At 58.6% G+C, this 19,112-nt stretch carries 15 protein-coding genes; 5 read left to right on the top strand and 10 right to left on the bottom strand.

The window, feature by feature from the left end:
• The first annotated feature begins 25 nt into the window (after positions 1-25).
• On the top strand, positions 26-721 hold the full coding sequence (locus tag ACODS3_RS00395; protein ID WP_374063558.1) for a lipopolysaccharide kinase InaA family protein: 696 nt from the start codon (positions 26-28) through the stop codon (positions 719-721).
• Positions 721-948 carry a hypothetical protein gene (locus tag ACODS3_RS00390; RefSeq protein ID WP_201020648.1) on the top strand — a complete coding sequence of 76 codons (228 nt, stop codon included), beginning with the start codon at positions 721-723 and terminating at the stop codon, positions 946-948. Before ACODS3_RS00395 ends, ACODS3_RS00390 begins: the two co-directional genes overlap by 1 nt.
• 39 nt (positions 949-987) lie before the next feature.
• Here ACODS3_RS00390 and ACODS3_RS00385 read toward each other — a convergent pair whose 3' ends face one another.
• The 10 genes from ACODS3_RS00385 to ACODS3_RS00340 form a co-directional block, all read right to left on the bottom strand.
• Positions 988-4,059 carry a multidrug efflux RND transporter permease subunit gene (locus tag ACODS3_RS00385; RefSeq protein WP_489032790.1) on the bottom strand — a complete coding sequence of 1,024 codons (3,072 nt, stop codon included), beginning with the start codon at positions 4,057-4,059 and terminating at the stop codon, positions 988-990.
• 14 nt (positions 4,060-4,073) lie between these two features.
• Complete coding sequence (locus ACODS3_RS00380) at positions 4,074-5,225, bottom strand: efflux RND transporter periplasmic adaptor subunit (protein ID WP_201020646.1); 1,152 nt, start codon at positions 5,223-5,225, stop codon at positions 4,074-4,076.
• A 177-nt stretch (positions 5,226-5,402) separates the two neighbouring features.
• A complete protein-coding gene (locus ACODS3_RS00375) occupies positions 5,403-6,500 on the bottom strand; it encodes a DUF1513 domain-containing protein (protein ID WP_489033131.1) in 1,098 nt (365 codons plus the stop codon).
• 17 nt (positions 6,501-6,517) lie between these two features.
• Positions 6,518-7,582, bottom strand: coding sequence for an imelysin family protein (locus ACODS3_RS00370; RefSeq protein WP_489032788.1), 1,065 nt, complete (start codon positions 7,580-7,582; stop codon positions 6,518-6,520).
• A gap of 30 nt (positions 7,583-7,612) precedes the next feature.
• Complete coding sequence (locus ACODS3_RS00365) at positions 7,613-9,040, bottom strand: di-heme oxidoreductase family protein (RefSeq protein WP_201020644.1); 1,428 nt, start codon at positions 9,038-9,040, stop codon at positions 7,613-7,615.
• Positions 9,041-9,286: 246 nt separating this feature from the next.
• Positions 9,287-10,639 (bottom strand): imelysin family protein, encoded by a 1,353-nt coding sequence (locus tag ACODS3_RS00360; RefSeq protein WP_201020643.1) that lies wholly within the window; start codon positions 10,637-10,639, stop codon positions 9,287-9,289.
• A gap of 265 nt (positions 10,640-10,904) precedes the next feature.
• Positions 10,905-12,956 carry a putative bifunctional diguanylate cyclase/phosphodiesterase gene (locus ACODS3_RS00355; RefSeq protein WP_201007187.1) on the bottom strand — a complete coding sequence of 684 codons (2,052 nt, stop codon included), beginning with the start codon at positions 12,954-12,956 and terminating at the stop codon, positions 10,905-10,907.
• 331 nt (positions 12,957-13,287) lie between these two features.
• Complete coding sequence (gene ptaA / locus ACODS3_RS00350) at positions 13,288-14,394, bottom strand: pyoverdine biosynthesis transaminase PtaA (protein WP_489032785.1); 1,107 nt, start codon at positions 14,392-14,394, stop codon at positions 13,288-13,290.
• A 242-nt stretch (positions 14,395-14,636) separates the two neighbouring features.
• Complete coding sequence (locus ACODS3_RS00345; protein WP_201020641.1) at positions 14,637-15,218, bottom strand: superoxide dismutase; 582 nt, start codon at positions 15,216-15,218, stop codon at positions 14,637-14,639.
• Between the two features lie 193 nt (positions 15,219-15,411).
• The gene (locus ACODS3_RS00340) at positions 15,412-16,014 is read right to left on the bottom strand and encodes a LysE/ArgO family amino acid transporter (RefSeq protein WP_489032783.1); all 603 of its coding nucleotides are present in this window, start codon (positions 16,012-16,014) and stop codon (positions 15,412-15,414) included.
• Positions 16,015-16,110: 96 nt separating this feature from the next.
• On the opposite strand from ACODS3_RS00340, the gene ACODS3_RS00335 reads away from it, so the two are divergent.
• From ACODS3_RS00335 to ACODS3_RS00325, 3 genes are all read left to right on the top strand, one after another.
• Entirely contained in the window at positions 16,111-17,010 is a 900-nt protein-coding gene (locus ACODS3_RS00335) for a LysR family transcriptional regulator ArgP (RefSeq protein ID WP_489032781.1), read from the top strand.
• Positions 17,011-17,046: 36 nt separating this feature from the next.
• On the top strand, positions 17,047-18,045 hold the full coding sequence (locus tag ACODS3_RS00330; protein ID WP_201020638.1) for an NAD-dependent epimerase/dehydratase family protein: 999 nt from the start codon (positions 17,047-17,049) through the stop codon (positions 18,043-18,045).
• 67 nt (positions 18,046-18,112) lie between these two features.
• Positions 18,113-18,967 carry an ATPase gene (locus ACODS3_RS00325; protein WP_201020637.1) on the top strand — a complete coding sequence of 285 codons (855 nt, stop codon included), beginning with the start codon at positions 18,113-18,115 and terminating at the stop codon, positions 18,965-18,967.
• Positions 18,968-19,112: the final 145 nt, after the last annotated feature.

Raw genomic sequence — 19,112 nt, 5'->3', positions numbered from 1 at the left:
GAGTGTTCAGACTTTAGGAAAAGCGATGCGTACCTCCAAAAAAGAGAGCCGCTTCAGCCATTTCTGGAACTTGCGCGGTGAGTGGGTAGAAGAGCCGAATGTTCGTCGTGGTGGTGAAAGCGGTGTTCAGCGGATTTATGGCAACGAAGGTCCGATGCTTTACAGCAAGCGTCAGATTGGCCATACCTATCGTAGTTTTTTGTATCCATTGGGGCGTCCGACCGTTCTGCGTGAGCGCGATGCCATCGAAGGTCTGCGCCAGATCAACGTCGGCGTGCCTGAGATAATGTTCTGCGGTGCCGAGCGAGACGAAAACAATCAATGGCGCGCCTTGCTGGTCACGGAGGCACTTGAGGGTTTCGAGGATCTTGCCCAGTGGTATGCCAATGGTGGGCGTGAGCGTTGCGGTGAGTTGCTGCATGAGCGCATGCTCAAGGAAATAGGTTCCACTCTGGCCCGTATGCATCTTGCGCGCTGGCAGCATAGTTGCTTGTACAGCAAGCACATATTCGTGCGTGTGACTGGCGAAGGCTCGCAGGCTCGGGTGGAAGTTGCGCTGCTTGACCTGGAGAAAGCCCGCCGTCGCTGGACTGCTTATGGCGCTGCCCAGCATGACATGAAACAGTTTCGACGCCATTCGTCACTCGAAGCAGCAGACTGGCAAAAGCTTGTCTACTTTTACCATTCAGTGTTTGGCAGCACTATCAAAGGTTTGGAGTGATGAAACTTGAAATGGCTAGAGGTCTGTTTGTAGTCGGTGCCTTGGCAACTGCAACCGTTGCCGTGGCTGCCTGGGAGCAGCCCTCGACAAAGATACTCAGTGTCCAGAGTGGTGAAGGGCATTGTCCTTTGCCGCGAGTCGTAAAGAGCATGCAGGCAGTCAAGCCTGATCATGATCTGTTGCTATTGATGTACGGTCTTGTTCAGGGCTCCGGCCCCAAAGGTTGAAATGATCTTCAACTTTCCAGAGCCCCTTTTCGGGGCTTTCTAGTGTGTGGGTTTTGCTTCTGCTGTCTGTGAGAGTGCAGCATCAGCCGCTTTGTCCCGTGCAGCCAGAACCGTATACACGCAAGGCAGTACAAACAGGGTAAACAGGGTTCCCACCGACATCCCCGTAGCAATCACTATCCCTATATCGAAACGACTGACGGCTCCGGCCCCTGTCGCGAATATCAGTGGCACCATGCCAAAGACCATTGCAGCCGTTGTCATCAGCACCGGGCGCAGGCGAATCGCAGCGGCTTCCTCTACCGCCTCACGTGCCGACAACCCTTTATGGTGACGTAGCTGATTGGCGAACTCGACGATCAGGATTCCGTGCTTGCTGATCAGACCGATCAGTGTCACCAGCCCTACCTGCGTGTAGATATTCATGCTCGACAGCCCGAGGAACAGCGGGATCAATGCCCCGCAGATCGACAGCGGTACGGTGACCAGAATCACCAGCGGGTCGCGGAAACTCTCGAACTGTGCTGCCAGCACCAGAAAAATGATCGCCAGCGCCAACGCAAAGGTCACCCACAGAGCGCTGCCTTCCTGCACGTATTGGCGTGAAGCGCCCGCATAGTCATAGGCAAACCCGGCAGGCGCTTCTTCGCTGGCGATCTGGCGAACTGTCTCGATGGCCTCGCCCATGCTGACGATGGGGAAACCCTGGATGATTGCCGAGTTGAGCTGCTGAAACTGGTTGAGCTGACGGGGTCTGGCCCGGTCACTGATCGTTATCAGTGTGGACAGAGCCAACAGTTTGCCTTCGCTGTTCTTCACGTAATAGTTGTTCAGCCAGCCAGGATTGTCCCGATAGGCTCGCTCTACCTGGGCAATGACCTTGTAGCTGCGACCTTCGATGGTGAAGCGGTTGATTTCCGCCTCGGCCAGCAGAGTCGCCAGCGTGCTGCCCAGGTCCTGCATGGAAACACCCATCTGGGCTGCCTTGGCCCGGTCGATCTCAACCACCACTTCAGGCTTGTCGAAGGCCAGATCGATATCCATGAATGCGAATTTTCCGGACTCCACAGCACGTTTCTTTATCCGCTCTGCGACCTCCAGCAGCGCGGCATAATCGTTCGGGGTATTGATGACGAACTGGAACGGCAGACCTTCACCGGTACCCGGCAGCGAGGGCAGGTTGAAGCCGAAGATTTGCAGGCCCGGTATCTGCGCCAGCCGTGCCTGAACCTGCGGCAGGATTTCCATCTGGGTACGGCTGCGCTCGTCCCATGGCTTGAGCAGGAAACCACCGATGCCGGTCTGTACACCATTGAAACCGTTGATCTGGAACGAGGAGTAATACTCGGGAAACTCTCGGAATATCTGTACGAACTCATCGGTATAGGTGTTGATGTAATCCAGGTTGGTCGGCTGCGGCGAGGTCGCCATCATGAAAATGATGCCCTGATCTTCGTCCGGCGCCAGGTTCGACTGGGTGAACTTGAGCAGCACGGGAATCAGGAACAGGACGATCAAGGCAAACACCAGCACCACCGGGCGGGTGTCGAGGGTGCCGTGCAACAGGCGCTGATAGCGTACTTTCAGACGCTCGAAAAGCTTGTCGAGCTTGTGGGCCAGACCGCTGGCGTTTTCATCGTGGCGCAGTAACAGGGCGCACATCATTGGCGAGAGTGTCAGAGCCACGATGCCCGAAATGACCACCGCCCCGGCAAGCGTCAGGGCAAACTCCTTGAACAGCGCGCCGGTCAGGCCTTCCAGAAAACCGATAGGCGCATACACCGCGGCCAGTGTGATGGTCATCGAGACCACCGGCATGGCGATCTCCCGCGCCCCTTCAATGGCGGCGTCGAACGGAGTCTTGCCTTCCTCGATATGGCGATGGATGTTTTCCACCACCACAATTGCATCGTCGACCACCAGACCGATGGCCAGCACCATCGCCAGCAATGTCAGCAGGTTGATCGAGTAGCCCATCAACTGCATGAAGAACAACACGCCAATCATCGACAGCGGAATGGTGATGACCGGAATCAGCACCGAACGCAGTGCGCCGAGGAACAGGAACACGATCACTACCACGATCAGTACTGCCTCGATCAGGGTTTTCACGACCTCGTAAATCGAAGCCTGGATGAACAGCGTTGCGTCATAGGCGATGGACACCTTCAGGCTGGGCGGCAACTGGCTTTCCAGCTCCGGCATGATGCGCCGCACTTCCTTGATCACATCCAGCGGGTTGGAACTGGGAGTCCCCTTGATGCCGATATAGACCGAGGGTATGCCATCGAAGGAGCTGACCGCGTTGTAGCTCTCTGCGCCCATTTCCACCCGCGCTACATCCCCCAGCAGCACCCGGCTGTCGCCATCGGTCTTCAGTGGAATCGCGGCAAAGGCTTCGGCGGACTTGAGGTCGGTGGTGGCGTTGATGCTGGTGACCACGTATTCGCCTTTGACCTCACCGGCCGCCGACAGGAAGTTATAGCGGCGTACTGCATTGGTGACATCGGCGGCCGTCAGCCCGAAGCCGGCCAGCCGTACCGGGTCCAGCCAGAGGCGCATGGCGAAGACCTGATTGCCGAGGATTTCTGCTTCGGCCATGCCGGGCAACGTGGCCAGCTTGGGCTGGATGACCCGTGACAGGTAGTCGGTGATCTGTGGATTGCTCAGTTCGGAGCTGTAGAAGCTGATGTACATCAGCGCCGAAGCGTTGGCTGCTTCCTTGCTCAGTACCGGGTCCTCGGCGTCCTGCGGCAGTTTGTTCTTGACCTCGTTGGCCTTGGCCAGCAGCTCGGTGAACAGGCGGTCGCTGTCGGCACCGATGCGTGCATAGATCGTGATCACCGAAAAGTTCTGGCGGCTGACCGACGTCATGTAGTCGATGCCTTCGGCGCTGGCCAGGCTCTGTTGCAGCGGCTGAGTAATGTAGCCCTGAATGGTTTCGGCATTGGCGCCGGGATACGCCGTGGTCACGGTGATCATGGCGTTTTCCATCTGCGGATACTGGCGGATGGTCAGCTTGCTGAACGCCTGGAAACCTAGCAGCACGATCAGCAGGCTGACCACGGTCGCCAGTACCGGGCGGCGAATGAACGGATCTGTAAATGCCATGAGAAATTCCTTGATCAGTCAGCGCGTGGCTGGCTGTTCGGATCGGCCGGCAAGGTCTTGTCGGCGCTGATGGCCACATGGGTTCCGTTGTCGAGCTTGAGCTGCCCGCCGCTGACAACCTGCTCGCCAGCCTTGATCCCTCTGACGATGATGACCATCCCGGCGCGGCGTTCACCGGTTTCGACGAAGTGTCGTTCGACCGCCAGTTGTTGCTGGCCTGCGGCGTCTTTTTCCGGTTCGCCCTTGTCGTTTTTCTTCGGTACGACGACAAACACCGAGTTGCCATAGAGGGTGTAGGTAATTGCACTTTCCGGCACCACGATCTGGCTTGGAGCACTGGGCAATACGACCTGCAGGCTGGCGAACATGCCCGGCAGCAGCCTGCTTTCAGGGTTGGGCAGGGTGGCGCGAATCAGCACGTTGCGGGTGGTCTCATCGACCCTGGGGTTGATGGCGCTGACCCTGGCTTCAAATTGCTGCTCCGGATAGGCCGCGACACTGAGCCGGACTGTCTGGCCAATGGCGATCTTCGGCAGGGCCTGCTCCGGCACGTAGAAGTCGACATAGAGGCTGCTCAGGTCCTGCAGGGTAGCGATGACCGTTCCGCTGGCCAGGTAATCGCCCACATCCACCTGACGAATGCCGATGGTGCCGCTGAATGGCGCGAGTATCTGTTTCTTGGCCAAAGAGGCCTTGAGCTGGGCGACGGTTGCGCCGGCTTTTTTCAGTTGTGCGGCGAGCTTGTCGAAGTCCCCTCTGGAAATCGCCTGATCACCCACCAGCCTGCTGCCGCGACCGTGTTCAACCTGTGCCAGCCCCAGATCCGCCTCGGCAGTGCCCAGCAGGCCCTTTTCGACATCGCTGTCCAGTTGCAGCAAGGGCTGACCAACCCTGACCTTTTGTCCTGACTCGAATTGCACGGCCTTTACCGTGCCGGCGATTTCCAGGCTCAGGTCGACGCCCTGCAAGGCCTTGAGGGTGCCGATGGCGGGTAGAAGGTTTTGCCACGGTTGTTCGCTGGCAGTGGCCACAGCCACGCTGACCGGTGGTTTTGGGGCGCTGAATTGCTGAATCTGCCGATAAATGGAGAGGGCCTTGTAGCCCGCCAGTAAAAGCACTACAAGCAGAACAAAGCCCAGCATGATCAGCATGCGCCGACGCACCATACTGCACTTCCTTTGGAGATATTTAACCTGAGAAGCAGGCTAGCTCCAGCGCCGGATATTGCAAACCGGCAGGGCGTAGGACATTTCTTTATTTATGGTCGTAGGACCGGATTTATCCGAGAAGAGGCCAGTACATTCTCAAAACGCCTTCCCGGATGAATCCGGTCCCACAGACAATCACACCAGATGCAAATGGTTGTCCCAGAGCCCTGCCGGCAGATCCAGAGGTTTAGCCAGCAATTGGGGCTGGCGGCAGTCGTAGAAGCGGCAGCGGCCCTGACCGGAGGTCACGACAAAGCCATCGGCAACCGCACCCACGCCTGCACAGTCAGGCAGAGGCGCGTCGAGTTTCACTGCACCGCTGTCCAGATCCCAGATAAAGAACCGGTTGCCACGGGGCGCTGTCAGTGCAACCAGTCGCAGGTCGCTGTGTACCGCAACGCTGGCGGTGTAATGCCCCATCGCCCGCAATTGCTCTTCGGCTACGGGAAAGGCCTGGAAGGGTTGACCCGGACGCTTGATCGCCAGCAGTTCGGAGGACTCATGGGCATCGCCCATGAATTGCTGCCCGGCGACAATGGTGCCGTCGCTGGCAATTCCCATGTGGCGCACGCTGTTCATCTGTTGCCTGAGGGTTTCCTTGCTCAGCAGTGTGCCGTCGCGTTGCATCAGCACCAGGCTGGGCTCCATGGCATGCAGGTTCATCTCTACCCGGCTTTCGGCCTCGGTGCGAATACCGCCGTTGGCAACTACCAGCGTTTCGCCGTCCGGCATCCACGACACCTGATGCGGGCCGATGCCGTGAGTGGGGATCTCTGCCGAATGCACCAGTCGTTCATCGACAAAACGATAAACGCCCAGCAGGCCTCGACCGGGATCGGTAGTGTCGTTTTCCGTGGCGTACAGCCACTCGCCATCGCCATGGATCACGGCGTGGCCGTAGAAATGCCGGTTCGGCTGCGAAGTGATGGTTTGCAGCAGGCGACCGTCGCGCAGGTCGATCAGGTAGCTTTCAGTGCCGGGCCTGCGGGCGATGAATACTGCCAGCGGCAAGGACGGGTGATTGATGATGTCATGGCAACGCTGGGCGACCTGGGTTGCGAACACCTGCGTGCCGTCGAGCCGGTAGCCCACTGCGTAGTGCCTTGCGTCGCCATCGTCGCGAGCGGAAAGCAGCAGGGGGCTTTTGCCTTTTTGCCGAAACAGAGTCCAGCCGCCCAGCGTACAAGCGCTGAGTAACAGGCTGCCAAGAGCCAGGGCCTGACGTCGCAACATCATCTACAACCTCTCGATCAATCGCCGTCGTTGGCGTTGAAGCCCAACTGAATACCCAGAGCTTTTGCCAGCTCGCCTTCATGGAGGCGGTGAACCACGTTCAGGCTGTCGTAAAACGCATTGAGCTGCTGACGGCCGGCTTCGCTGGCCAGCAGGTCGGCCAGTGGCGGCTTGAGTTCCGACAGCAGTTTGCGGCTGGCAGCGTAGGCTGCGTCGATCTTGTCGGCCAGTGGTTTCTGCTCGGCGGGCAACAGACCCCGCAGCCCTTTGTTATCCACGCCGACCCAGACGGACTGGGCGCTGATCAGGCTGGCTTCCAGGCTGCTGAGCGAAGACTTGCTGCGCCAGGAGTCGGCCTGGAACGGTTGCGGCTGGCCCTTGGTCTGGCGACCCAGTGGTGTGCCCAGTTTTTTCTTCAGGCTGTCCAGCGCGGTGACCTGTACACGCAGCACTTCGGCGATGGCTTCGTGGGAGTCGGCATAGCGCGTGTTCGGGAACTTGCTCAGTTGCGCGAGCATGCCGTCGTTGCTGTTCCAGCGGCTGAGAATTTCCTCGGCCAGGATCTTCTGGCGCTCACCGATTGCCATCAGCAACGGGCAGTAACGGGCTTTCTGTTCGGCGTTGGCCATGTCGATTTCGGCATCGAACAGGATGTATTCATAAGCCGACAGCCCTTGAACCACGACGCTGGCCTTGGACAGTTCTTCGGCACTGATCTGCGGCTGGGCGTTGACCAGTTGTTCGACCTGACGTCCGACCAGATTTTTCTTGTCCGGCCAGAACTGCACCTGCCAGGCACGGTTGCCTTCGGCCAGCGGCCCGATCAGTAATGGTTGCAACTCGGCCCAGGTTTTCTGTGCTTTCAGGAAGTCGGCGCGTGCGCTTTCCAGATCGGTTTTGCCTTGGCAGAAGGCAATTGCGCTGCTGGCCAGCTGGCGATCGGCTTCGACCCAGCGGCTGTAAGTCGGCAGGATCACCTGCTTGGCGATGGCGGCAGAGGTGACGGCTTGTGGGTCCGATGGTGCGCAGGCGCCCAGAGCCAGGGCTGCCAGGCTGGTAAACAACAACTTGGGTCGGAACATGTCCGGCTCCTTATTTTTAAAAGGGAATGCTTATAACGAATTCAGGAACGCCAACAGCGCCGCACGCTGCTCGGCGTCGAAAGCCAATACCTGTCGCTGTGCTGCCTGGGCTTCGCCGCCGTGCCACAGTATCGCCTCCATCACGTTGCGAGCGCGACCATCATGTAGAAATTGTGTGTGCCCGCTGACGGTAGCGGTCAGGCCCAGGCCCCAGAGCGGCGGTGTACGCCATTCGCGGCCAGTGGCCTGGAACTCGGTCCGGTTGTCGGCCAGGCCTTCGCCCATATCGTGCAGCAACAGGTCGCTGTAGGGACGAATCACCTGATTGGCCAGCTCAGGCTCTGCCGCATCGGCGCGGGTGGTGAATTGCGGTGTGTGGCATTGCTGGCAGCCTGCCTTGAAGAACAGGTTCTTGCCCGCCAGTACTTGCGGATCATCCACATTGCGACGTGCCGGAACAGCCAGGTTGCGGGTATAGAACTCCACCAGCCGCAGAATATTGTCGCTGACCTCCGGTTCGCCGTTGGGGCCATTACCGTTTGGTGCATCGCGGCAAACCGTTTGCACCGGGGTACAGTCATCGGAAGTTTTCAGGCTGGTGGTCAAGCCCATATCACCCGAGAATGCGTGGACATTCTGTTGATTGAGCGTGGGTTGCCCGGCCTTCCAGCCGAAGCGCCCCAAGACGACCTTTTGCTGCACATCGTCCCAGACCCAGTTGGCGCGTCCGGAAATACCGTTGCCATTCTTGTCGTCAGGGTCGTCATTGGCCAGGATCGCCGCTTCGGGAATCGCCTCAAGCAGTCCCAGACCGATCATGGGCGGGGCAATGCGCGCCGAAGCGTGGGTGTCGGGGTGCATGGGGCCATAGCCCAGTTGCGTGATACGCAAGGTCGGCTGACGCAACTCGACAGTCATACCATCGCGAAAGCGAATGGTCAGAGGATCGTACTCGACCCGCACCTTGCCTTCCGGCGCGATACCAGGGATCGACATGTCCTGTAGCTGTCCGCCATAACTCGGCTCGGGCACCACACCGTTGCGCTTGATGACCTCGGCATACGCCGGGCTGTTCGGAATCGAAAGCCTTACCAGCATCGACACGGCATTGGTGTCGCCGGGCTCTGGCGGATGGCCGCGACCATCCTTGATATGGCAGTTCTGGCAGGCATTGGTATTGAATAACGGACCCAGCCCGTCACGGGCAGTGGTGGTCGAGGGCGCGATTACCCAGGGGTTGCGGAAGAAACTGTTGCCGACACTGAAGTCCAGCCTGCGCACCGGCGAGAGATTGGCCGACGGCATGGAGAAGGCGTTCTGATCGCTTTTCTTTACCGTAGCAGCACCGCCAGACAGAGCTTCCCCCGGTTCTGCCTGAGTGAAACGCGGCGCGTCATCGCACGCAATCAGGACCAGAGCCGAGAACAAAACAAGGGACAGGCGCAGCGGCATACTCATACGAATTCTGCAACGAGCTGAAAATCAGGGCGAGCAAGCTTATCAGCCTGATGGGTTTGGAATAAGAAAAGTTATCGTTTGCTCGGGCTGAGGCAACGTATTGTTACTAAATCGCGGGCTGGGCGGCTTTTGAAAGGCGACGCGGCTGCTTTGTTTTTTTGCAGGAGAAAGGCATGAAAAATGCCAGTCAGAAGGTCTGACTGGCATTCGGTATTGCAGGCTCTGAGCCTCCGGTTACATCACGGATCAGAACTCGTGATCGGCGTTGTCCGGGTTCAGGTCGGTGATGCCGAGCTTGCCAGCGGCTTGCTCGATGGCGCCGGTCTGTTTGACCAGTGCTGCAATGGCGTCACGTACCACTTGATTGCCTGTGGTGTTGCCCGCAGCGATCAGTTGGTCGAAGTGTTCGCCTTTGTTGGCATGATCGACGATCACTTGCAGCTTGGCCTGGGTGTCGTCCAGGTCGGCGCGCAGTGTGGCGTCGGTGGCCGGGTCAACCTTGGCGACCAGAGACGAGATGCTTGGGCCGGTGATCTTGCTGCCGTCGGTGCGGGTGTATTCGCCCAGGTAGACGTTGCGGATGCCTTTGCCGTTGTAGAAGTGCGAGTTGTGCGTGTTGTCGCTGAAGCAATCGTGTTCGTCTTCGCTGGAGTTGGCCTCCAGAGCCACTTTCATGCGCTCGCCGGCCAGTTCGCCCAGCGACAGGCTGCCCATGCCGAACAGCATTTTGCGCAGGCCGTTTTCGCCGGACTCCGCTTCCAGGGAAGCACGATAGTTATCGGCGACACCGGCTTTCCAGTTGCCCGACATTTCTTCCAGATCGGTTACCAGCAGGTCGGTCACCGCCTTGAGGTAGGCGCGACGACGATCGTTGTGGCCGCCGGTTGCGCCGGCACCTTCCAGATAGTCGCTGGCAGGACGTGCGCCGGCGCCAGGGCCGGTGCCGTTCAGGTCCTGGCCCCAGAGCAGGAATTCGATGGCGTGGTAGCCGGTGGCGACGTTGGCCTCGGAACCGCCCAGCTCATTTAGGCTGGCGAGTTTCTCGGGCGTGATGTCCTTGACGTCGACCTTGTCTTCGCCGACCTGGATTTCAGTGTTGGCAATGATGTTGGCAGTAGCGCCCGGGTTGCCCAGCGCGTGCTGGTAATCCTTGGCCACGTAGTCGATCAGGCCTTCGTCCAGGGGCCAGGCGTTAACCTGACCTTCCCAGTCGTCGATGATGGTATTGCCGAAGCGGAAGACTTCGCTCTGCATGTAAGGCACGCGGGCGGCAACCCAGGCATCACGGGCGGCCTTGAGGGTCTGGTCGCTCGGTGCGGCGAGGAATGCATTGACTGCGGTCTGCAGGTTCTTGGCAGCGGTTTCGGCATCGCTGAACACGGCAAAGACAATATTGGTGTAGTTGGCGACCACGGCCTTGGCGGCGGCGTCATCGGTCTGGGTTGCCGCTGCCGGAGCAGGTGCGGCAGGCGCTGCTGCCGGAGTCACAGGAGCTGCAGCAGGAGCGGGAGCGGCTGCCTTGTCCTTGCCTTCGCCGCAACCGGCGAGGGAGATAGCTATGGCCAGCAGACTAGCTGTTGCCAGAGGCATACGAATCATGACGAATTCCTGCGTCTAGGGGATTTATGGCGCCGAGCGCCCAGAAAAACTGCGACATAATGCGAAAGATTTGCATTCGGTGTAAAGGCATAACGCCCTTAAAGTCGTGAACGAGCATTCGACGACGTGTAACTGTCGGTTTCAAGACAACCGGATATTGATCGTAGGAGCGAATTCATTCGCGAGAGGCTGGCACATGCAATGGAAATGCATCGCCTGCTGCTTTCGCGCATGAATTGGCTCCTGCCTTGTGACGCGCAACTACCTACAGGGCTTCTGCCTGGCTGCGTTGGGCCTGTTTCAGGTAAGGCAGAATTTCACGGCCGGGCAGGGGCTTGCTGTAGAGGTAGCCCTGACCTTCGTGGCAGCCTTCGGAAATGATGTAGGCTTCCTGCTCGCTGGTTTCCACACCTTCGGCAATGACCTGCATGCCCAGGCTTTTACCCAGCTGGATAATGGCGCGCACGATGGTCGCGTCGTCATCGTCGTCGATCAGGTCCTGCACAAAGCTCTTGTCGATCTTGATCTTGTCCAGTGGCAGGCTCTTGAGATAACTCAGGGACGAATAGCCGGTACCGAAGTCGTCAATGGCGATCAGCGCCCCGGAGCGGCGAAGGCTGAGCAAGTGTTGAGCGGCAGTGTTGATATCTTCCATCAGGCCGGTTTCAGTGACTTCCAGCTCCAGGCTGCGTGGCGGCAGGCGGTAGATCTGTAGCAGGTTGTTCACCACTCGCGGCAGTTCCGAGTGGTGCAGTTGCACGGTGGACAGGTTGACCGCCATGCGCAATTCGGTGAAACCCTGATCGTGCCATTCGCGCAGCTGGCGGCAGGCCTGATCGAGCACCCATTCCCCGATGGCGATAATGGTGCCGTTCTGTTCCGCCAGAGGGATGAAGACATCGGGCGGTACCAGACCGTGCTCCGGGTGTTGCCAGCGGATCAGCGCTTCGACGCCCATCACGCGATGGTCGCGATAGCTGATCTGTGGCTGATAGACCAGATAGAACTGGCCACGGGGCAGGGCTTCGCGCAGGTCTTTTTCCAGTTCGCGGCGACGGCGCATTTCGCTGTCGACACTGGCTATATAGAACTGGTAGCGATTGCGCGAGCGCGTCTTGGCCAGGGTCATGGTCTGTTCGGCTTTTTGCAGCAGCTTCTCGGTGCTGTCGCCGTCTTCCGGGAACAGCGTGATGCCGATGGTCGCGCGCAGGCGGATCTCCTGAAGATCCAGCGCGAACGGCGCTTCGAGATCATCAAGAATGTTCTGCGCCAGTTCCGCGGCTTCGTAAGGCTGTTCGATATCGGCCTGAACCAGAGCGAACTGGTCGCCACCCAGTCGCGCCAGAGCGCCGAGCCTGCCGCTGTGGGCGCGCAGCCGGTCCGCCAGAGCCAGAAGCAACTGGTCGCCCGTCTGGTAACTGAATTGTTCGTTGATGCCCTTGAAGTCATCCAGGCCGACACACAGCACCGCAACGCGACGTTGCAAGCGCCCGGCATCCACCAGAATCTTGTCCAGTTGAGTCTGTAATTGCAGGCGGTTGGGCAACCCGGTCAGGAAGTCATATTGGGCCATGCGTTGCAGGCTGTTTTCGGCTTCGTGACGCAGGTGCGTGTTGCGTTCGATAGAGGCCAGCAACTGATTGGCGGTATTGACCCAGATACCCAGTTCGTTCTTTTCATGGCCCTTGAGCAATGGCAATTGATGCTCGCTGGGGCGATCCGGGTTGATGCTGGTCAGATGCTCGATGATTTTGGACAGCGGCTTGGTCAGCAGCCAGTGATAGACCAGATACAGCACCAGCCCCATGGCCAGTGCGCGCAACACCCCGGAGATGAAAATGATCACGGCATTGATGATGAAGCTCTCGCCGTAGTTGGCGGTATCCAGAGTGATGCGCAGATCGCCGTAGTACTCGCTGTAAGGGCTGCGGCCGACCAGTTGGGTCGTGAAACTGCGCTCCTGGCCGAGAATGAGGTCTGTCAGCCAGCGAGTGGAAGAGATTTTCAGAGGGCGCTCTTTTTCCGCGAGCAACGTTTCGTTCGGGTGCCCGATGGACGCCATGCGAACGGAGTTGTCCTGAAACAATCCTTCGATGACCTGCATGCCCATTTCCCGGTCCAGGCTGTACACCGCCTGGGTCGAAGGATCGCGGAACATGTCCAGAATACGTTCGGCATCGCTGGCCACGTTCTGGCGAGTCTTGTAAGCATCGAAGACGATTTGCGCGCAACTCAACACAACGCCTACGAACAGCGCTGACAGTAGTACCACGCGCAGCAACTTAACCGACAAGCTGTGTTTGAGTTCCAGCTTCAAATGGTCATTCCTTAATTCGTGCCGGGAGCGTGCAACCCTACAACCATCGAAAAACCAGCTGTGTCAGCCTCGTGACGAGCGCGCGCTCATCTGGCCGATTTCTGCTTCTCTTGTCCTGCTTACCCGCAAGATTGGATCCGGGGCGATTCTACTATGTCGGACAAGTATGCATGGAACTTGAGCATGACTCTGTAAATACAAGAAGTAATATTAGTCTGCTATTGCTTTCTGGCAACATACAAAACATTAGTGTCAGGTTAACGATTGAATGCCCCCGCTTGCACGAAGCGGGGGAAGATGCCCGTACTAGAGCGTTGCCTGCCAGAGTTAGTCAGGCCAGTTGTTGTACGACTTCGATGAAGGCTTGGCGAAATGCCTGCATTTCTGCCTCTGTGCCGATGCTAACCCGCACCCAGGTCGGCCAGACATCCCACTTCCTGCCAATCAGAATCTTGCGCCTGGCCAACCCCTCAATGACACGCTCGGCCGGGTGGCCCGTATCGATCATGAAGCAATTGGCCTGCGAAGGCGTGCAGGTGAATCCATGGCTGGCGAGAAAGGCCCGGGTCTGTTCGCGCACCCGGGTATTGAGCTGCTTGCGCTGCCTCACCAGATCGGGGTCTTCAAGGCTGGCCATACCCCCCATGGCGGCAGGCAACGAGACAAAATTATTGCCGCCCCATACTTCGATTTTCTCCAGCAGTTCAGGATGCCCCACTGCCAGACCCAGCCTGGCTCCAGCCATGCCGTAGAGCTTGGAGAAGGTTCTCAGAACCAGCACATCCTTGCGCTTGGCTGCCAGCGGAATAAGGCTGCGGGCATCCGAGAAATGAATGTACGCCTCATCGATCAACACCACCGAACCTTCGGGTTTTGCGAGGATGGCTTTCTCTATCTGATGCTGCGCTGTCACGGTTCCGGTGGGATTGTTGGGGTTGCAGATGTAAATCAGGCCTGGCGTCTTGTCGACCTTGAGCATGGCCTCGACATCATGCGAGCCATCGGGCAGCAGGGGCACTTCATGGAACGCGACCTGCTGACTGTTCGCGGCTTCGACAGGCGCATCGTAGGATGGCGTGGCGAGAGCAAGGCTTCGGTTCTCATCGGTGAACGCTGCAATCGCGTACTGCAAGGGTTCACGCGAGCCGCTGTAAGCATGTACGTAATCGCTGGGTATCTGATTCTGTCTGGCGAACAGTTCGATCAGCTTCAATTGCGCGCCATAGTGATAGCGTCCTGTCGAAGCCGCACCGTCCTGCATCTTTTCCAGGGCCAGAGCAGATGGGCCTAAATGGCTTTCATTGAAGTTGAGATGAATCTTGTCATTGCTGGCGGGGTTGTTTGTCCGTGGTGCGGCTGAACTGATTCCTGGCAGCGCCAGGCTCGCAGATGCCAGTGCGGAGAGGGTAACGAAAGAACGACGGCTGACCGATGACATGGAGTAAGTCCCTTGTTGGTTGCGAACGTCTGCACTCGTAATGGCGCATTGATGTGATGCAGGCCTTGAGTGGCGGGGTCTTCGTTGATGAAAACGATAGCAAGCGAAGGATATTTACCGGGAGGCATTCGGGAGGGCAGGAGGGGGTGTCGGCACGGTGCAGGATTTCTTTTTAAATCAAAGGTCTGAACGGCGAGCAATAAAAAACCCGGCATTGCCGGGTTTCTTGTATGAAGCAGGAATCAGGCAGCGTATTGCTTGGCCACGAAGTCCCAGTTCACCAGGTTCCAGAACGCTTCGACGTATTTTGGACGCATGTTGCGATAGTCGATGTAGTAAGCGTGTTCCCAGACGTCGCAGGTCAGCAGCGGAGTGTCGCCGCTGGTCAGCGGGTTGCCTGCACCGATGGTGCTGGCCAGTGCCAGGGAGCCGTCAGCCTTCTTCACCAGCCAGCCCCAGCCAGCGCCGAAAGTGCCGATGGTGGTTTTGCTGAACTCTTCCTTGAACTTCTCGAAAGAGCCGAATGCTGCGGTGATGGCCTCGGCCAGAGCGCCGGTTGGCTCGCCGCCGCCTTTTGGCGACAGGCATTCCCAGTAGAACGTGTGGTTCCAGACCTGAGCGGCGTTGTTGAAGATACCGCCCGAAGAAGTCTTGATGATTTCTTCCAGAGTCTTGCCTTCGAACTCGGTGCCTGGCACTAGGTTGTTCAGGTTCACGACATAGGTGTTGTGGTGCTTGTCGTGGTGATATTCCAGTGTCTCAGCGGAAATGTGCGGCACCAGAGCGTCTTTTTCGTAGGGCAGCGGTGGCAATTCAAAAGCCATGGTTTATCTCCTTATCAGGTCAGTTGCGGTAATCGCAAGGCCGATCACGGGCGGCCAGATACAGCATGCACCGGGAGTTTTACTCTTTTTCGGCGCAGACCCCGGATCATAGCACCGGCCCTGCGCCTTAACCACGCAACAAGTGTGTGGGATAAAGGTTCCAAAGCCTTTTCTCATTAAAAGGGACAAACTCTCAACTCGCCCTGATCAGTTGTGCCGCGACACTGAACATCATGACTGCCACCATCAGATCCAGCAGCCTCCAGGTGGCGGGACGTGCCAGCCATGGAGCGAGCCAGGCCGCGCCGATAGCCAGAGTCGAGAACCACAGCAGTGAAGCGCTGGCGGCACCGGCAACATAGGCGCCGGGTACGCTTTGTTGCGCCCCCAGCGAGCCGATCAGCAAGACCGTGTCGAGATAGACATGCGGGTTGAGCAGCGTGACCGCCAGGGCGCTGAGCAGCACCGCACGACGCGACCTCTGGCCCGCCGTTGCGCTTTGCTCAAGGCTTTGGCGCGAGCAGGCGCGGCGCAGTGCCTGCACGCCATACCAGGTCAGGAAGATCACGCCGCCCCAGCGTGCGACCGCCAGCAAGGCCGGATTCTGTATCAGGATATTGGCCAGGCCGAACACACCAACGGCCACGAGAATTGCATCGCAGACAATACACAGCATCGCCACCGGCACGTGATGTTCGCGCCTCAGGCCTTGGGCCAGGACAAAAGCGTTCTGCGCACCAATGGCCATGATCAGGCCGCCTGCGACCAACAGGCCGTTGAAATAACTGTGCCACATGAAATGAATTCCAGAATGCAGGGGAGAGGTGGCGATTGTCTGAGCTGTGGGTGTATAAGAAAAACAAATATTCCTGATTGCTCATTAGGAAAACTGATGTTCGATTACAAATTACTCTCAGCCCTGGCGGCTGTTGTTGAACAAGCCGGTTTTGAACGTGCGGCACAGGTGCTGGGGTTGTCCCAGTCCGCCGTCTCGCAACGGATCAAGCTGCTTGAAGCCCGGATCGGCCAGCCGGTGCTGATTCGGGCCACGCCCCCCACGCCGACCGATATCGGCAGACGCTTGCTCAACCATGTGCAGCAAGTGCGTCTGCTGGAGCGCGATCTGCAAAGTCAGGTGCCCGCGCTGGACGAAGAAGGCATGCCCGAGCGGCTGCGCATCGCGCTCAACGCCGATAGCCTGGCGACCTGGTGGGCTCCGGCGGTGGGGGCTTTCTGTGCCGAGCAGCGTCTGTTGCTGGATCTGGTGGTCGAGGATCAGGACGTGGGCCTCAAACGTATGCGTGCCGGTGAGGTGGCCGCCTGCCTGTGTGGCAGCGAGCGACCGGTGGCCGGTGCGCGCAGTCAGTTGCTCGGTGCCATGCGTTATCGTGCGTTGGCCAGCCCGGCCTTTATCGAGCGGCATTTTGCCGAGGGCATCAGCCCCGAAAAGCTGATGCACTCTGCTGCGCTGGTATTTGGTCCCGATGACTTTTTGCAGCATCGCTACCTTGCATTGCTTGGGGGCGAGGGCAGTTTCGAGCATCATCTGTGCCCCTCGTCCGACGGGTTTGTGCGGATGATTGAGGCTGGAGTCGGCTGGGGGCTGGTGCCTGAGTTGCAGGTGCAGGCGCAATTACAGCGAGGGTCGTTGCGCGAGCTGGTGCCTGATCGCTACATCGACGTGCCCTTGTATTGGCACCATTGGCGTAATGGCGGGCAATTGCTGACCCGCCTCACGGCGCATCTGGCGCAACAGGCGAGCCAGTGGTTGGTGCCGCTGGACGACAAGTGAGCGTCAGTGAAGACATATGAAATGTGGGAGCGGTAAATGAAGATTCTGGTCACCGGCGCAAGCGGCTTCATCGGCGGACGCTTTGCGCGTTTTGCTCTGGAGCAGGGCATGAGCGTGCGCATCAATGGTCGTCGGGCCACAGGTGTCGAGCATCTGGTACGACGCGGAGCCGAATTCATTCAGGGTGATCTGGCGGACCCGGAACTGGTCAAGGCCTTGTGTCATGACGTGGAAGCCGTGGTGCATTGCGCCGGCGCGGTCGGTGTATGGGGCACTCGGCAGGATTTTGTCCAGGGCAATGTGCAGCTCACCGAGAACATTGTCGAGGCCTGTCTGAAACAAAGAGTGCGCAGGCTTGTCCATCTTTCGTCACCGTCGATCTATTTCGACGGACGTTCGCACCGCGACATCAAGGAAGAGCAAGTGCCAAGGCGCTTGCACAATCACTACGCCAGCACCAAGTATCTGGCTGAACAAAAGGTGTTTGGCGCTGAAGAGTTCGGGCTTGAAGTCATCGCCTTGCGGCCGCGTTTTGTAACGGGCGCGGGCGACACCAGCATTTTCCCGCGCCTGCTGCACATGCAACGCAAGAAACGCCTGGCAATCGTGGGCAATGGCTTGAACGTGGTGGACTTCACCAGTATGCAGAATCTCAACGAGGCCATGGCAAGCAGTTTGCTGGTAACGGGCTCGGCGCTGGGCAAGGCCTACAACATCAGTAATGGCGCGCCGGTTCCGCTGTGGGATGCCATCAACTATGTCATGCGTCAGATGCAGTTGCCGCAGGTCACGCGCTATCGCTCATACCGGCTGGCGTATGCCGCAGCTGCTATCAACGAGGGTGCATGCCTGTTGTGGCCTGGCCGACCTGAACCCACCCTGTCGAGGTTGGGAATGCAGGTCATGAACAAGGACTTCACGCTTGATATAAGCCGTGCCAGGCATTATCTGGATTACCAGCCGAAGGTCAGCCTCTGGGCTGCGCTGGATGAGTTCTGTGGCTGGTGGTCGGCTCAGCAAGGCGGTTCGCGCTGAAACGGCAACAGAGCCCGGTTATACTGCGCAACTTTGGTTTCAACAGTTTCCTTTTAAAGGGTTACCCATGCGTAACGATCCATACGACGACGTCGATGACGTTCCGAACCTCAGCGCCAAGGACGACGATGACGATGATTTCGTCCCGACCAAGGGCGCCCGCGAGCGTACGACGGTCTACTCGCGCAGCACGCCGGTGGCCAAGGTCAAAGGGCCGAGTACCGGGCCGCTCTGGGCTTTGGTGGGCGCCTTGTTCATTGCGTTCTGTGGCCTGGGCTGGTGGAGTTTCCAGCAGGTTTCCCTGATGGAACAGCAACTGGTCGCCACCCAGGAAAGTTTTGCACGCATCAGTGAAGAAGCGGCAGGCCGCCTGCAGGACATTTCCGGCAAGGTGGTTGCGACCGAATCGCTGAGCAGCGATGGCGAGGCGCTCAAGCAGCGCATCAAGCTGCTTGAGGCGCAACTGGAAGATCAGGACAAGCAGCGCGAAGGTGTCGAAGGGCAGCAAAGCAGCCTGGACAAGCGCCTGGAGCAGATATCCTCGCAAGCTGCGCAACAACAGCACGACAACGCGCAGTTGCAGGAGCAGCTCAAGAACGTTGCGATCGAACTGACGGCCCTCAAGACGGCATTGCCGGATCTGAAAGCCGCACAGAGCGATCAGGCCAGACTCGATGCCCAGCTCAAGAGCCTGAGTACCGATGTGGCGACCCTGAAAAAACAGGGTAACCCCTCGGCGGCCATCGAGCGTCTTGAGCAGGATCTGGTGGTGCTCAAGAGCGAGCAGGAAAATCGACCGGCTCCTTCGGCGGCTGGCAATACTGCCGAGTTCGATGCCTTTCGTGCTCAGGTGACCCGCAACATCAACACCCTGACCAGCCAGATCCAGACGTTGTCGCAGCAGATCAACGCCAGTCGGTAAGACGTAAAGCCCGGCCCGCAGCAACTCTGTTGCGGGCTGGCCCATTTTCAGGTTTCTCGCCTTGGTACAGTGATATTCGCCTGGACAGTGCGAAAAGATACTCTGCCATGCACGTTTCTATTGTAATGAGACTGTTTTTTACAGG

Source organism: Pseudomonas sp. FG43 (genome assembly GCF_057809175.1).
This window is presented reverse-complemented; position numbering and strand designations above follow the sequence as displayed.

Excerpts from the sequence above, each read along its gene's own strand:
- ACODS3_RS00330 (WP_201020638.1), top strand. The coding sequence starts at position 17,047 with ATGAAGATTCTGGTCACCGGCGCAAGCGGCTTCATCGGCGGACGCTTT.
- ptaA (WP_489032785.1), bottom strand. The coding sequence starts at position 14,394 with ATGTCATCGGTCAGCCGTCGTTCTTTCGTTACCCTCTCCGCACTGGCA.
- ACODS3_RS00340 (WP_489032783.1), bottom strand. The coding sequence starts at position 16,014 with ATGTGGCACAGTTATTTCAACGGCCTGTTGGTCGCAGGCGGCCTGATC.
- ACODS3_RS00375 (WP_489033131.1), bottom strand. The coding sequence starts at position 6,500 with ATGTTGCGACGTCAGGCCCTGGCTCTTGGCAGCCTGTTACTCAGCGCT.
- ACODS3_RS00370 (WP_489032788.1), bottom strand. The coding sequence starts at position 7,582 with ATGTTCCGACCCAAGTTGTTGTTTACCAGCCTGGCAGCCCTGGCTCTG.
- ACODS3_RS00335 (WP_489032781.1), top strand. The coding sequence starts at position 16,111 with ATGTTCGATTACAAATTACTCTCAGCCCTGGCGGCTGTTGTTGAACAA.
- ACODS3_RS00380 (WP_201020646.1), bottom strand. The coding sequence starts at position 5,225 with ATGGTGCGTCGGCGCATGCTGATCATGCTGGGCTTTGTTCTGCTTGTA.
- ACODS3_RS00385 (WP_489032790.1), bottom strand. The coding sequence starts at position 4,059 with ATGGCATTTACAGATCCGTTCATTCGCCGCCCGGTACTGGCGACCGTG.
- ACODS3_RS00390 (WP_201020648.1), top strand. The coding sequence starts at position 721 with ATGAAACTTGAAATGGCTAGAGGTCTGTTTGTAGTCGGTGCCTTGGCA.
- ACODS3_RS00395 (WP_374063558.1), top strand. The coding sequence starts at position 26 with ATGCGTACCTCCAAAAAAGAGAGCCGCTTCAGCCATTTCTGGAACTTG.
- ACODS3_RS00360 (WP_201020643.1), bottom strand. The coding sequence starts at position 10,639 with ATGATTCGTATGCCTCTGGCAACAGCTAGTCTGCTGGCCATAGCTATC.
- ACODS3_RS00345 (WP_201020641.1), bottom strand. The coding sequence starts at position 15,218 with ATGGCTTTTGAATTGCCACCGCTGCCCTACGAAAAAGACGCTCTGGTG.
- ACODS3_RS00365 (WP_201020644.1), bottom strand. The coding sequence starts at position 9,040 with ATGAGTATGCCGCTGCGCCTGTCCCTTGTTTTGTTCTCGGCTCTGGTC.
- ACODS3_RS00325 (WP_201020637.1), top strand. The coding sequence starts at position 18,113 with ATGCGTAACGATCCATACGACGACGTCGATGACGTTCCGAACCTCAGC.